At 43.4% G+C, this 14550-nt stretch carries 11 protein-coding genes; 7 read left to right on the top strand and 4 right to left on the bottom strand.

Annotated elements, in window-relative coordinates:
* Positions 1 to 8 precede the first annotated feature (8 nt).
* From AB5443_RS05140 to dnaA, 3 genes are all read left to right on the top strand, one after another.
* Entirely contained in the window at positions 9 to 1265 is a 1257-nt protein-coding gene (locus AB5443_RS05140; RefSeq protein ID WP_277134630.1) for an N-acetylmuramoyl-L-alanine amidase, read from the top strand.
* Between the two features lie 9 nt (positions 1266 to 1274).
* Complete coding sequence (locus tag AB5443_RS05145) at positions 1275 to 2168, top strand: MlaD family protein (RefSeq protein WP_022136950.1); 894 nt, start codon at positions 1275 to 1277, stop codon at positions 2166 to 2168.
* A gap of 350 nt (positions 2169 to 2518) precedes the next feature.
* Positions 2519 to 3931 (top strand): chromosomal replication initiator protein DnaA, encoded by a 1413-nt coding sequence (dnaA, locus tag AB5443_RS05150; protein ID WP_073344241.1) that lies wholly within the window; start codon positions 2519 to 2521, stop codon positions 3929 to 3931.
* 89 nt (positions 3932 to 4020) lie between these two features.
* Here the strand turns inward: dnaA and AB5443_RS05155 are convergent, their stop codons facing one another.
* Positions 4021 to 4764, bottom strand: coding sequence for an NADPH-dependent oxidoreductase (locus AB5443_RS05155; protein ID WP_022136948.1), 744 nt, complete (start codon positions 4762 to 4764; stop codon positions 4021 to 4023).
* 284 nt (positions 4765 to 5048) lie between these two features.
* On the opposite strand from AB5443_RS05155, the gene AB5443_RS05160 reads away from it, so the two are divergent.
* From AB5443_RS05160 to folB, 4 genes are all read left to right on the top strand, one after another.
* Positions 5049 to 7586 carry an adenosylcobalamin-dependent ribonucleoside-diphosphate reductase gene (locus AB5443_RS05160; RefSeq protein ID WP_277134633.1) on the top strand — a complete coding sequence of 846 codons (2538 nt, stop codon included), beginning with the start codon at positions 5049 to 5051 and terminating at the stop codon, positions 7584 to 7586.
* A 131-nt stretch (positions 7587 to 7717) separates the two neighbouring features.
* A complete protein-coding gene (locus tag AB5443_RS05165; RefSeq protein ID WP_368113295.1) occupies positions 7718 to 10399 on the top strand; it encodes a 4-alpha-glucanotransferase in 2682 nt (893 codons plus the stop codon).
* Between the two features lie 251 nt (positions 10400 to 10650).
* Positions 10651 to 11703, top strand: coding sequence for an acyltransferase family protein (locus AB5443_RS05170; protein WP_277134637.1), 1053 nt, complete (start codon positions 10651 to 10653; stop codon positions 11701 to 11703).
* Positions 11687 to 12058: a dihydroneopterin aldolase gene (gene folB / locus AB5443_RS05175; protein ID WP_022136944.1), complete on the top strand. Its 372-nt coding sequence runs from the start codon at positions 11687 to 11689 to the stop codon at positions 12056 to 12058. The genes AB5443_RS05170 and folB overlap by 17 nt, the downstream gene beginning before the upstream one ends.
* Before the next feature lie 4 nt (positions 12059 to 12062).
* On the opposite strand, the gene AB5443_RS05180 is transcribed toward folB, so the two are convergent.
* From AB5443_RS05180 to AB5443_RS05190, 3 genes are read right to left on the bottom strand one after another with little or no spacing between them, the layout of a single operon-like run.
* Complete coding sequence (locus tag AB5443_RS05180; protein WP_022136943.1) at positions 12063 to 12593, bottom strand: methylglyoxal synthase; 531 nt, start codon at positions 12591 to 12593, stop codon at positions 12063 to 12065.
* A 4-nt stretch (positions 12594 to 12597) separates the two neighbouring features.
* A complete protein-coding gene (locus AB5443_RS05185; RefSeq protein ID WP_368113296.1) occupies positions 12598 to 13626 on the bottom strand; it encodes a glycosyltransferase family 2 protein in 1029 nt (342 codons plus the stop codon).
* Positions 13623 to 14549, bottom strand: a complete 927-nt coding sequence (locus tag AB5443_RS05190; protein WP_368113297.1) for a lysophospholipid acyltransferase family protein — start codon at positions 14547 to 14549, stop codon at positions 13623 to 13625. Before AB5443_RS05190 ends, AB5443_RS05185 begins: the two co-directional genes overlap by 4 nt.
* Position 14550 lies beyond the last annotated feature (1 nt).

The following is a 14550-nucleotide window of genomic DNA, read 5'->3' on the forward strand; positions in this document are numbered from 1 at the left end:
TTACAAATATGAAACTGAATAGACCATACATAGTATATATATGCATTTGCCTCTGGCTACTTTTTCTACCCTCATGTACCAGCCATTTATGGGGGAAGGACTTTGTAGTAGTTATTGACGCCGGACACGGCGGACATGACCCCGGTGCCATAGGCAAAACAGCCAAAGAGAAGAACATTAATCTGAACGTTGCCCTGAAAGTAGGGAATCTGATAAAAAGAAACTGCGATGACGTCAAAGTGATTTACACCCGCAGCAAAGATGTCTTCATCCCCTTAGACCGACGTGCCGAAATCGCGAATAACGCGAAGGCTGACCTCTTTATCTCCATCCATACCAACGCACTGGCAAACAACCGCACAGCCAAAGGGGCATCTACCTGGACACTAGGTCTTGCCAAATCGGACGCCAATCTGGAAGTCGCGAAACGGGAGAACTCCGTAATCCTCTACGAAAGCGATTATCAGACACGATATGCCGGCTTCAATCCGAACTCCGCAGAATCTTATATCATATTTGAATTTATGCAGGACAAGTATATGGAGCAGAGCGTGCGTCTTGCGTCACTGATGCAAAAACAATTCCGCCACACCTGCAAACGGGCAGACCGCGGAGTGCATCAAGCGGGATTCCTTGTCCTAAAAGCAAGTGCGATGCCGAGCATCCTGATAGAATTGGGATTCATCTCTACCCCTGAGGAAGAACGGTATCTAAGTTCCGAGGCAGGAGCCTCAACCATGGCAAAAGGTATTTATCATGCTTTCCTGAATTATAAAAGAGAGCATGAAATACGTCTTACGGGAGTCAGCAAAACGATTATTCCGACTGAGCAGGAAGAAAACAACGCTCCGGCACTTGCACAAAAAGACACGGAAAGCGTGACAGCCCCTCAACAGAAGGAATTACTGGCAGAAGCCAGGACAAAACCTGCTTCGGCAACAAAAACGACAACAAACCGCCCGATTGCATCGGAAAGCGCAACCAATGACAGTGAAATTACGTTTAAGATACAGATACTCACCTCTTCCAAACCTCTTGCCAAAAACGACAAGCGGTTGAAAGGGCTGAAAAATGTGGATTATTATAAGGAAAAGGGCATATACAAATATACGTATGGCGCTTCCGGTGATTATAACAAAGTGCTGCGTACGAAACGCACCATTACGCCACAATTCAAGGATGCTTTCATCATCGCCTTCCGAAACGGGGAGAAAATGAACGTCAACGAAGCGATTGCCGAATTTAAAAAGAGAAGAAATAAATAAAAAGATAAAATGAAGTACATTACAAAAGAAGTCAGAATAGGTATTGCAGGTATCATTGCACTATGCGTGCTTGTTTATGGGATTAACTGGCTGAAGGGAATACATATGTTTCAACCTTCCAGCTATTTCTATGCCAAATTTCAGAACGTGAACGGACTGACCAAGTCGAGCCCGGTGTTTGCGGACGGTGTACGCGTGGGTATTGTACGTGACATCTATTATGATTACACGAATCCCGGAAATGTAGTGGTGGAAGTGGAACTGGATACGGAACTGCGTATCCCGAAAGGAAGTACTGCCGAACTGGTAGCCGAACTGATGGGCGGTGTACGCATGAACATACTCCTGGCAAACAACCCGCGCGAAAAATATGCCGTAGGTGATACCATCCCCGGCACGATGAACAACGGAATGATGGAAAGCGCGGCGAAACTCATCCCCAAGGTAGAGGAAATGCTCCCGAAACTGGACTCCATCCTTATCTCACTGAACAATATCTTAGGAGACAAGAGCATCCCCGCCACGTTACATTCAATAGAAACAACCACAGCCAACCTGGCAGTAGTCAGCTCGCAAGTGAAAGGACTTATGAGCAACGATATCCCGCAGCTCACCAGCAAGCTGAATACAATCGGGGATAACTTCGTAGCTATCAGCGGCAACCTGAAGGAAGTGGACTATGCATCCACTTTCAAAAAAATAGACGAAACGCTGGCTAACGTAAAAATACTTACAGAGAAATTGAACAGCAAAGATAACACCCTCGGACTGCTCTTCAACGACCCGACTTTATACAATAATTTGAACGCTACAACCGAAAACGCAGCGAGCTTGTTGGAAGACCTGAAAGAGCATCCGAAACGCTATGTTCACTTCTCATTATTCGGTAAGAAAGATAAGTAGCATTTTATCGTTATATAGATTTTATCTAAATAACGAAGCGTTTCGAAAAGCGTGTCATTGCTTCTCAAATGTCTATCTACAAACCGAAATAATATTCCCGTACAAACGTACAAATGGAAGAAAAATGAACAGCATTTCATATATAACAAACTAGAATACAGATACTTATAATTTTGCAAGAGTGGATTAACATATAGTGTTCCGTCAGATGTATATAAGTCATTGAAAGTAAACACATTATTATTCTCACGAAAAAAACAAGAAAAAGCTGATTTGTTTTTTCGGAATAAGATTCCCAATTTTGCAAACGTAGAAGTTTTGCTTAATTAATAAATGTATTAAAAGTCACTATGATTGAATCAAATCATGTCGTACTTTGGAACCGCTGTCTCGACATTATAAAAGACAATGTTCCCGAGACGACATATAATACTTGGTTTGCCCCTATTGTCCCATTGAAATATGAGGACAAAACATTGATTTTACAAATCCCCAGCCAGTTTTTCTATGAAATACTGGAAGAGAGATTCGTAGATCTTATCCGCAAGACATTGTATAAGGTCATTGGCGAAGGCACCAAGTTGATGTACAACGTCATGGTAGACAAGACTTCGATTCCGAATCAAACCGTGAATCTCGAAGCAAGCAATCGCTCTACGGCTATTACTCCCAAAAGCATATTTGACGGTAACAAAGCGCCTAACTTCTTGAAGGCTCCTGCTGTTCAGGACTTAGACCCGCATTTGAACCCCAATTATAACTTCGAAAACTTCATTGAAGGATACAGCAACAAGTTGTCGAGAAGTGTAGCCGAAGCCGTAGCACAAAAACCCGGGGGTACTGCTTTCAACCCGTTGTTCCTTTATGGAGCATCCGGAGTGGGAAAAACGCATCTTGCAAACGCAATAGGCACGAAAATCAAAGAAATTTATCCGGAGAAAAGAGTATTATATGTTTCGGCACATTTGTTCCAGGTACAATATACGGACTCTGTACGTAATAATACGACGAACGATTTCATAAACTTCTATCAGACAATTGATGTATTGATTATCGATGATATCCAGGAATTTGCCGGTGTCACCAAGACGCAGAACAATTTCTTCCATATCTTCAATCATCTACACCAAAACGGCAGACAGCTCATATTGACTTCCGACCGCGCTCCCGTGTTGTTGCAAGGTATTGAAGAACGACTGCTCACCCGTTTCAAATGGGGCATGGTGGCAGAGCTCGAAAAGCCGACCGTAGAACTTCGTAAAAACATTCTGCGCAATAAGATACACCGCGACGGATTACAGTTCCCGGAAGAAGTTATCGACTATATTGCCGAGAACGTAAACGAAAGTGTACGCGACCTGGAAGGTATCGTTATCGCAATCATGGCACGCTCTACTATTTTCAACAAGGAAATAGATATGGATTTGGCGCAACACATCGTACATGGAGTGGTTCATAATGAGACAAAGGCTGTTACCATTGATGATATTCTCAAAGTGGTATGCAAGCATTTCGACTTGGAACCTGCTGCCATACACACAAAATCCAGAAAGAGGGAAGTAGTTCAAGCAAGGCAGATCGCCATGTATCTCGCCAAAAATCACACAGACTTTTCAACATCCAAGATAGGAAAGTTCATCGGTAACAAGGATCATGCAACCGTACTTCACGCCTGCAAAACCGTAAAAGGACAATTAGAGGTGGACAAGAGCTTTAGTGCAGAGGTACAGGAGATTGAGTCGTTGCTGAAGAAAAGAAACTAAGAATAGCGGTTAACGTTTAGTGATTAGTGATTAACAGGCTGCGCATTTACGCTTTAAGTCATTAACCACTAATCACTAAACGTTAGTCATTATTTCAAGAATCCCTGCTGACGAAGTACTTCCAACAGATTCTCAGACATAAATTCGTTATCTTTCTTTGTGTAACGTACATCTGTAAATACCTGGGCAAGAGTTTCTTTCTTATTTTCTTCGATAAACTGTTTGTTTTCCGGCAATGATTCTTTGTATGCGTAGAGCTTATCTATCTCTTCCGGTGTATAATCGTGGTACTTTTCATCATGCACGGCAGCTTCCAAAGGCAGACGGTCTACTTGCGCGGGAATACCATCGGGATAACCTACCGTTATCGTTGTGAGAGGGAATACCAGTTCGGGGAGTTGAAGGGTATCAATAATCATTTGGGGATTATAAGTAGTAGTGCCCAAATAGCAAATACCGAGTCCTACTTCTTCGGCCAGCGTGCAGAAAGTCTGCGCAACCAACAAAGTATCCATGGACGCATTCATAAAAGACATTAAATTATCATAGCCCGGTACCGCTTTCCGCTGTTCACACCACTTACTGAATCGACGGAAATCAGCACAAAAAGTAAGTACCACAGGTGCATTTTTTACCATCGGCTGGTTAAAATGGGCAGGGGAAAGTTTCTCTTTCATTTTCGCGTCGCGAGTGACAATTACACTATAAAGTTGCATCCCACCCATCGTAGAAGCACGAAAAGAGGTTTCAAGCAAATCATTTAACAAATCAGGAGCAATGTCCTTCGACTGGTATTTCCTGATTGTTCTTCTGTTCTTTACGGTTTCAAACATATCTTTTTTTTGCAAAGATATAAAAAGAAAAAACTATTCCACCATACTGATAGAAAAGAATAGTTTTCTTTTTGGAAAACTTTAACCTTTGAACAAAATTCAATTTCATCTGTTTATCAAATACTTAGCGCACACAAATGGAAAACTTGCAACCTGTTAATAAATTGTTTCATTTTTATTTTGATAGATGAAAAAACATTCTTAGCTTTGCGCCTGCATTTGTTAACGATAAGTAAACTTCTACACATTACTTATTAAAAATCAGATTTAACACAAATTGAATCGTGGAAAAACAAATTTATTCTTATGACGAAGCCTACGAAGAATCTTTACGATATTTTCAAGGCGACGAGCTTGCTGCAAGGGTTTGGGTAAACAAATACGCAGTAAAGGATTCTTTCGGAAATATCTATGAAAAGTCTCCGGAAGACATGCATTGGAGAATCGCAAATGAAGTGGCACGTATCGAATCCAAGTATCCGAACGCGCTGACAGCTAAAGAGCTGTACGATTTACTGGATCACTTCAGATACATCGTTCCCCAAGGTAGCCCGATGACAGGAATCGGTAACGACTACCAGGTCGCTTCACTATCCAATTGTTTCGTTATCGGAGTAGATGGCGCTGCCGACTCATACGGGGCGATCATCAAAATCGACGAAGAACAGGTACAACTAATGAAAAGACGTGGTGGCGTGGGGCATGACTTGTCACACATCCGTCCGAAAGGTTCTCCGGTTAAAAACTCCGCACTGACTTCTACCGGTCTTGTTCCGTTCATGGAACGTTATTCGAATTCAACTCGTGAGGTAGCTCAGGACGGACGCCGCGGCGCGTTGATGTTGAGCGTATCCATCAAGCATCCGGATTCCGAAGCCTTCATCGACGCCAAGATGACAGAAGGGAAGGTGACAGGCGCAAACGTTTCGGTCAAACTGGACGATGATTTCATGCAGGCTGCCGTAGACGGAAAGCCTTATGTACAGCAGTATCCTATCGACTCGGCGAATCCGTCATTTACGAAAGAAATCGACGCTTCTACCTTATGGAAGAAGATTGTTCATAACGCATGGAAATCAGCAGAACCGGGTGTCCTGTTCTGGGATACGATTATCCGCGAGTCTGTGCCCGATTGCTATGCAGACCTGGGTTACAAAACCGTATCTACCAATCCATGTGGTGAAATCCCTTTGTGTCCTTATGACTCTTGCCGCCTGTTGGCTATCAATCTATATTCTTATGTGGTGAATCCGTTCAAGCCGGATGCTTATTTTGATTTTGATCTATTCCATAAGCATGTAGCTTTGGCACAACGCATCATGGACGACATCATCGACCTCGAACTGGAAAAGATCGAGCGTATCATGAAGAAAATTGATGAAGACCCGGAAAACGAAGAAGTAAAACGTGCGGAACGTGTACTTTGGGACAAGATATACAAGAAGAGCGGACAAGGTCGCCGTACCGGTGTAGGTATCACTGCCGAAGGTGATATGCTCGCTGCTTTGGGACTGCGCTACGGTACGGAAGAAGCTACGGAATTCTCTGAAAAAGTACATAAGGCGGTAGCTCTCGGCGCATACCGTTCGTCAGTGGAGATGGCGAAAGAACGTGGCGCTTTCGAGGTATATGACAGCAAACGTGAACAGAACAATCCGTTCATCCAACGTTTGGCGGAAGCTGATCCGGCATTGTACGAAGACATGAAGAAGTACGGACGCCGTAACATCGCTTGTCTGACTATCGCTCCTACCGGAACAACCAGTCTGATGACACAGACGACTTCGGGTATCGAGCCTGTGTTCCTGCCGGTTTACAAGCGCAGAAGAAAAGTGAATCCGAACGATACGAACGTCCATGTAGACTTTGTTGACGAGACAGGGGATGCATTTGAAGAATACATCGTATTCCACCATAAGTTCGTTACTTGGATGGAAGCTAATGGATATGATCCGTCAAAACGCTATTCACAGGAAGAAATCGACGAGTTGGTAGCTAAGTCTCCTTATTACAAGGCTACTTCCAACGATGTAGATTGGTTGATGAAAGTGAAGATGCAGGGAAGAATCCAAAAATGGGTGGATCACTCCATCAGCGTGACTATCAATCTGCCGAACGATGTAGACGAGGATTTGGTAAACCGCTTGTATGTAGAGGCTTGGAAATCCGGCTGTAAAGGATGTACCGTATATCGTGACGGTTCACGGTCGGGTGTATTGATTTCTACGAAGTCGGAAAAGAAAGAAGATTTACCGCCTTGCAAACCGCCTACGGTTGTAGAGGTACGTCCGAGAGTTCTGGAAGCTGACGTAGTGCGTTTCCAGAATAACAAGGAGAAATGGGTGGCTTTCGTCGGCTTGCTGGACGGACATCCTTACGAAATCTTCACCGGTTTGCAGGATGATGACGAAGGTATCCTGCTGCCAAAGAGCGTAACTTGCGGACGTATCATCAAGAACGTCGATGAGGACGGCACAAAACGTTACGACTTCCAATTTGAGAACAAACGTGGATATAAGACGACCATTGAAGGATTGTCAGAGAAGTTTAACAAGGAATATTGGAACTATGCGAAATTGATTTCGGGAGTACTTCGCTACCGGATGCCGATTGAGCAGGTTATCAAGCTGGTAGGCTCCCTGCAATTGAACAGTGAAAGTATCAACACCTGGAAAAATGGTGTGGAACGTGCTTTGAAGAAGTATATTCAGGATGGAACCGAAGCCAAAGGAAAGAAATGTCCGAACTGCGGCAATGAAACATTGATTTACCAGGAAGGTTGCCTGATATGTACCAGCTGCGGCGCTTCCAGATGTGGATAAACATCTTACGTATGTTAATTAATATATAAACAAAAGGTTAAAAGGAGTTCGTGAGGACTCCTTTTATTTTTTATTCAAAAAAATGTCTTATACTTGCAGCGTCTTAAATATTCAATCAAAATCTAATATATATGATTTTATCATTTAATATCGAATATCGCACCAACTGGGGGGAAGAAGTCAGGCTTGCCGGCTTGTCCACGGAGTCTGTCCCCATGCACACAACAGATGGCATATACTGGACAGCAGAACTGGAAGTGGAAGTTCCCCAGGAAGGGTTGACTATCAATTATAACTATCAGATAGAACAAAACGGGAGCGTTATCCGCAAGGAATGGGACAATTTTCCACGATGTATTTTCCTGTCCGGCGTCCCCAGAAAGAAATACAGAATCAATGATTGCTGGAAAAATATTCCGGAGCAACTGTACCTTTACAGTTCGGCTTTTACGGAAGCATTATTGTCGCATCCCGAAAGGGAAAGTATTCCGCAAGGTCACAAGAAGGGACTGGTAATCAAAGCTTATGCTCCACGCATTAACAAGGATTACTGTTTGGGGATTTGTGGCAATCAGAAGGCATTAGGCAACTGGGATCCGGAAAAGGCCGTTCTGATGAGTGACGCCAACTTCCCGGAATGGCAGGTGGAACTGGATGCAGGCAAACTCAAATATCCGCTGGAATATAAATTCGTTCTTTACAACAAGCTGGAAAAGAAAGTGGACTGTTGGGAAAATAATCCCAACCGCTACCTGGCAGACCCGGAAATAAAGACGAACGAAACGCTCGTGGTTTCCGACCGATACGCTAATTTTGATATTCCGGCATGGAAGGGAGCGGGTATAGCTATTCCTGTGTTCTCGTTGAAATCGGAAAAGAGTTTCGGAGTCGGTGATTTCGGTGATTTGAAACGCATGATCGACTGGGCTGTACGTACGCACCAGAAGGTGATTCAGATTTTGCCCATCAACGATACGACCATGACGCATGCATGGACGGATTCTTATCCTTACAACAGCATTTCTATCTATGCTTTCCATCCGATGTATGCGGATATGAAGCAAATGGGAACACTGAAAGACAAAGAAGCTGCATCCGGATTCAGCAAAAAACAAAAGGAACTGAATAGTCTGACTGCTATTGATTACGAAGCGGTTAATCAGACGAAATGGGAATTCTTCCGCCTAATTTTCCAACAGGAAGGAGAAAAGGTGTTGGCTTCCAAAGGGTTTAAGGAGTTCTTTGAAGCGAATAAGGAATGGTTGCAGCCTTATGCTGTATTCAGCTATCTGCGCGATGCTTACCGGACACCTAATTTCCGTGAATGGCCGAAGTACTCTGTTTATAATGCAGAGGAAATAGAAAAGATGTGTCAGCCGGAGACGGTAGATTATCCGCATATCGCTTTATATTATTTCATTCAGTACCACCTGCACCTGCAATTACTAGCAGCTACGAAGTATGCCCGTGAGAAGGGGGTCGTACTGAAAGGAGATATTCCCATCGGTATCAGCCGCAACAGCGTAGAAGCCTGGACGGAACCGCATTATTTCAATCTGAACGGACAGGCAGGAGCTCCGCCCGATGATTTCTCTGTGAATGGACAGAATTGGGGATTCCCCACATACAACTGGGATGTGATGGAGAAAGACGGATACCGCTGGTGGATGAAGCGTTTCCAAAAGATGGCTGAATACTTTGACGCCTACCGGATCGACCATATTCTCGGATTCTTCCGTATCTGGGAAATACCGATGAATGCCGTTCACGGATTGTTAGGCCAGTTTGTCCCTTCCTTGCCTATGAGCCAGGAAGAGATAGAGAGTTACGGCTTCACATTCCGGGAAGAATATCTGAATCCATATATCCATGAGTCCTTCCTCGGACAGCTATTCGGGCCTTACACGAATACTGTGAAGCAAGATTTTCTCGAGTTGGCAGACGAGTCCGGGATTTATCACATGAAGCCGGGATTTGAAACGCAACAGGAAGTGAAGCAGTTCTTTGCCGGCAAGAATGACGAAGACAGCATTTGGATTCGGGACGGATTATATTCCTTAATCAGTAATGTATTGTTTGTACCGGACAGAAAAGAAGAAGGTAAATATCATCCCCGCATCGGTGTACAACGCGACTTTATCTTCCGCGCATTGAGTGAAGAGGATAAGAATGCCTTTAATAAACTATACGACCAGTATTATTATCATCGTCACAATGAGTTCTGGTATCAGCAGGCGATGAAGAAGTTACCTCAATTAACGCAGTCCACCCGTATGTTGGTATGCGGAGAGGATTTGGGTATGATACCTGCCTGTGTGCCGTCAGTTATGAATGATTTACGTATTCTTAGTCTGGAAATCCAACGGATGCCTAAAAATCCGATGCATGAGTTCGGACATCTGAAAGAATACCCGTATCGGTCGGTTTGCACAATTTCCACGCATGATATGTCTACGCTGCGCGGTTGGTGGGAAGAAGATTACCAACAGACGCAACGTTATTACAATACAATGCTGGGACATTATGGTATTGCGCCTACTGTTGCGACTCCTGAACTGTGCGAAGAGATTGTACGTAACCATCTTAACAGCAACTCGATTCTCTGCATCTTGTCATTCCAGGACTGGTTGTCCATAGACGGGAAACTACGGAATCCGAATGTACAGGAAGAACGGATCAACGTCCCGTCCAATCCCCGGAATTATTGGCGGTATCGGATGCATATCACACTGGAGCAATTGATGAAAGCACAGAAGCTTAATGACAAAATATGTGAGTTGATAAAATATACCGGAAGAAATCCCGAAAAATAAATATAGACAAGATACTATTAAACAACGTAGATAATACGCGGATAATACAGGCTTAAAGATATGAGAACCCTGAATTATCCGCGTTATTCATATCTCAAACATTCTTTTTTTGCAATAACCGAACCAGCGTTCCTTCTATTGTTTCTCTTTACGCAGCCGTCTTTTAATTTTCTTTGTCTTCTCCGTTTTTATTCCAATTTATCAAGTATCTTTGCGCCCGAATTGCGAAATAAAAGATATTAAAAGAGAGAATGGAAGGCAACCCGGGGAAACGTATTGATTTTGTGGACTTAACCAAAGGAGTCTGCATCATTCTTGTAGTCATGGCGCATATTGGCGGGGCTTTCGATAAACTCGACAAGGATTCTATGCTATCTTGTTTCCGCATGCCGCTCTATTTTTTTATATCGGGAGTCTTTTTTAAATCATACGAAGGATTATTAGGATTCATTGTCCGAAAAATAAATAAGCTGATTATCCCTTTCCTGTTTTTTTATCTAAGTGCTTTCCTGCTGAAATATATCATTTGGAAAATAGCACCGGGAGTTTTTCAATTACCTGTATCATGGAAAGAGCTGTTGGTCGTATTCCACGGACACGACCTTATCAAGTTCAATCCGCCCATTTGGTTTCTGCTCGCATTGTTCAACTGTAATATCCTGTTTTATCTGATACATTTCTTACGGGAGAAGCATTTACCCCTCATGTTCGCTCTTACGCTATTGATAGGCTGCACTGGATTTTATCTCGGAAAGTTGCAGATAGAATTACCTCTCTATATAGATGTTTCCATGACTGCCCTGCCTTTTTATGTAGCAGGGTTTTGGATTCGCAGATATAACTTTTTCCTGTTTCCAAGCCATCGGTTTGACAAGCTGATTCCTGTTTTTGTCCTATTGGCATTGGTGGTGATGTACTTTACTGCCACTACATTAGGGATGCGCACAAACAACTATTCAGGAAATATCTTCCAAGTTTATGTCGCAGCATTTGCAGGAATATTTATGATTATGTTACTTTGCAAAAAAGTGAAAAGGCTGAAGGTTGTTTCTTATCTGGGACGATATTCTATTATCACCCTGAGTATTCACGGGCCTATTCTTCATTTTTTAGGGCCATTGGTGGCACGATACATTCATAATGACTGGGCACAAGCAATTGCACTCCTGCTCATAACATTGAGTATCTGTATCCTGCTCACTCCCGTATTTCTAAAAGTAATCCCGCAAATGGTTGCGCAGAAAGACTTATTGAAAGTAAAACAGAATCATACCAACAATCCATCATATGAAGATAAACAATAGCTATATTCTTTTGAAAGAGATTCGCTGCTACGCCTATCACGGAGTCGCGCCACAAGAGAATCTTATCGGGAACGAATACATCATTGACTTGAAGCTGAAAGTAAATATCAGTAAAGCCGCACAAACGGACGAAGTTGCCGATACCGTTAATTACGCCGAAGTACATCATGTGATAATGACAGAGATGGCTGTTCCGTCAAAGTTACTGGAACACGCAGGGGGGCGAATTGTTGAAAAACTTTTTCAACAATTCCCGACTATTGAAGAAATCGAACTACGACTTTCTAAAAGGAATCCACCAATGGGGGCTGATATAGAGTCTGCGGGCATAGAACTGCATTGTAGCAGAAAGTAAAAACTTATAATTTTCTTTTCTTCTTTCTTCTATCTACAGCTTCCACCGCTTCCGTTACCACAGGCTTATCCTGGAAACGTTTCGTATAACTGGAATAATCAGGATGAGTACGTTCGTAATTGGGATCCATAAACAACGGACTGGAAATAATATGATCCGCCGTTGAACGGTTACAACAGAAAACGATATTTTCGACACCTGCCAGGCGGGTTAATGCTTTCACATCCGTATCATGCGGTTGCAAAGTCATTGGGTCAGTGAAAAAGAAAAGATAATCAATCTGTCCTTCCACAATACGCGCCCCCATTTGCTGGTCGCCACCCAAAGGCCCGGATTTCAAAATCGTAAAATCCCATTCCTGCCCGGGATGTTTCTCTTTCAATGCTTCCAATATCAATGTACCGGTAGTACCTGTACAGTAGAATTTATTTCCCATCAATAATTCGGAGTTCCACAATACCCATTCGATGAGGTCTTTTTTCATCGCATCGTGCGCTACCAGCCCGATGCCTCTTCTAACTTTTGATGCTTCCATCTTGTTATCCTTTTAAGTCCGACAATTGAGAGAACCGTTTGCATCCTCTCACATAAAACTGCCACAAGATACTACTTTTTGTCCGTTCGGGAATCGGATTCAAAGTTTTTTTTCTTTGATTTTCTTCACGGGATGAAGAAAATGACGGACAAATCTGCTTATACTCCTTGCGTGCACTTATCACCGCACGAGCATTACCTACATCACCTTTCAGCAGAAAAACAAGTGCTGCTACATAATCAAGACAAGCCCGGATACGCATCACTTTATTTAACTCTTCCTGTGGAAGATTCTTATAGAGCATGACAAGATTATTACGGAAATTAAGAAAAGTCTTACGGGGATTCTCTTTTTTGAGGGTAGCCCCGCCTACATGATAGACAACACTTTGAGGAATACAAACAATCTCACGTCCACGGGAACGGAGTCGCCAACAGAGATCAATCTCTTCCATATGCGCAAAGAAACGTCCATCCAGTCCGCCGACATTCAGATAATCGGCACGGCGGATAAACAAAGCCGCCCCCGTCGCCCAAAATACGGGAAGTATCGTATCGTACTGACCTTCGTCTTTCTCGACTACTCCCATGATACGACCACGACAGAAAGGATAACCATACTTATCTATAAATCCCCCCGATGCTCCGGCATATTCAAAATATTCTTTTTGCCGCTGGCTGCGTATCTTCGGCTGACAAGCGGCCACTTCCGGATGAGCATCCAAATAGGCAATCATCGGTTCCAGCCAATGCTCCGTCACTTCCACATCGGAGTTCAGAAGTACCACATATTCAGCGTCTACCTGTTGCAAAGCCAAGTTATATCCGTCCGCGAATCCATGATTCTGTTCGAGCAAGATTGTCCTGACAGAAGGAAATTCCCGACGAAGCATATCCACTGAATCATCCGTAGAACCATTGTCCGCCACACAGACCTCTATCCCCTCTCCTTCCGAATAACGAATTACAGACGGAAGAAAAGTGCGAAGCATATCGCATCCGTTCCAATTCAGAATGACAACCGACACTTTCATTTTCCTTCTTTTCTCTTGAGCTGTTCTTCCTGTTCATTCCGCGCACATTCTTCCGGAGTAAATTTCCATCGTTTATGCGACCACAACCAGTAGGCAGGTTCTCTGCGAAGAGTTTGCTCCAAACGTTGCGCAAACATTTCGGTTATCTCTCCCTCGGCTGTTTCCTTGGGAGTTTCCGTCATCAAATTAAATTCGGCTTCACAATATCCTCTGCGATTCTTCGTCAGTTCACAATAAAAAACGGGGAAGTTCATCATTTTGGCAATACGTTCCGCACCATTCAGGAAAGCGGTTTGCTGTCCCAGGAAGGTAGTCCAATATCTATCACCGCTAGGCCACTGGTCGGTAATCAGTCCGACCACCATCTTTTTGCCTTCACGTTTCAATTTGATAATCTCGCGGGCAGTAGAATGTTTCGGTATATTGTATCCGCCAAAACGGGAACGGATACGTTTGAACAGTTCGTCCAGATATTTATCTTTCAAAGGCTTATACACCTGTACGGGGACATCTCCCGGCTTCATGACCGCCCCCATCCCTATCAGCCATTCATAATTGGCATAATGGGGAATCATCACGATAATTCCGCCATACTTTTCCGTCAGTTCCAAATACTGTTCCGTATTCTTATAAGTCATCCTTTTGCAAAGGTCTTCGGCAGACATGTGCAGTAACTTCAAATCTTCCAGCATATAATCCGAAAGGTAACGATAAAATTTGCGCTCTATCTGCAATCTTTCTGCATCGGTCTTTTCCGGGAATGACCTTTTCAAGTTCTCCCGAACGACTTTCCGGCGATATTTTCCCACACGGTACATCAACAGATAATTGAAATCCGAAAGGATATACAATATTCTGAACGGAAGGGCTGAAAAGAGCCACATCCCCGTAGATACGAGCCAATAGATAAGTTTTGATTTCATA

It is taken from the genome of Bacteroides sp. RTP21281st1_H5_RTP21281_210402 (assembly GCF_040918965.1).
In the GTDB taxonomy this organism is placed as follows: domain Bacteria; phylum Bacteroidota; class Bacteroidia; order Bacteroidales; family Bacteroidaceae; genus Bacteroides; species Bacteroides congonensis.

Coding starts and splice junctions, on each gene's coding strand:
- AB5443_RS05140 (WP_277134630.1), top strand. CDS start 9: ATGAAACTGAATAGACCATACATAGTATATATATGCATTTGCCTCTGG.
- AB5443_RS05145 (WP_022136950.1), top strand. CDS start 1,275: ATGAAGTACATTACAAAAGAAGTCAGAATAGGTATTGCAGGTATCATT.
- dnaA (WP_073344241.1), top strand. CDS start 2,519: ATGATTGAATCAAATCATGTCGTACTTTGGAACCGCTGTCTCGACATT.
- AB5443_RS05155 (WP_022136948.1), bottom strand. CDS start 4,764: ATGTTTGAAACCGTAAAGAACAGAAGAACAATCAGGAAATACCAGTCG.
- AB5443_RS05165 (WP_368113295.1), top strand. CDS start 7,718: ATGATTTTATCATTTAATATCGAATATCGCACCAACTGGGGGGAAGAA.
- AB5443_RS05170 (WP_277134637.1), top strand. CDS start 10,651: ATGGAAGGCAACCCGGGGAAACGTATTGATTTTGTGGACTTAACCAAA.
- folB (WP_022136944.1), top strand. CDS start 11,687: ATGAAGATAAACAATAGCTATATTCTTTTGAAAGAGATTCGCTGCTAC.
- AB5443_RS05180 (WP_022136943.1), bottom strand. CDS start 12,593: ATGGAAGCATCAAAAGTTAGAAGAGGCATCGGGCTGGTAGCGCACGAT.
- AB5443_RS05185 (WP_368113296.1), bottom strand. CDS start 13,626: ATGAAAGTGTCGGTTGTCATTCTGAATTGGAACGGATGCGATATGCTT.
- AB5443_RS05190 (WP_368113297.1), bottom strand. CDS start 14,549: ATGAAATCAAAACTTATCTATTGGCTCGTATCTACGGGGATGTGGCTC.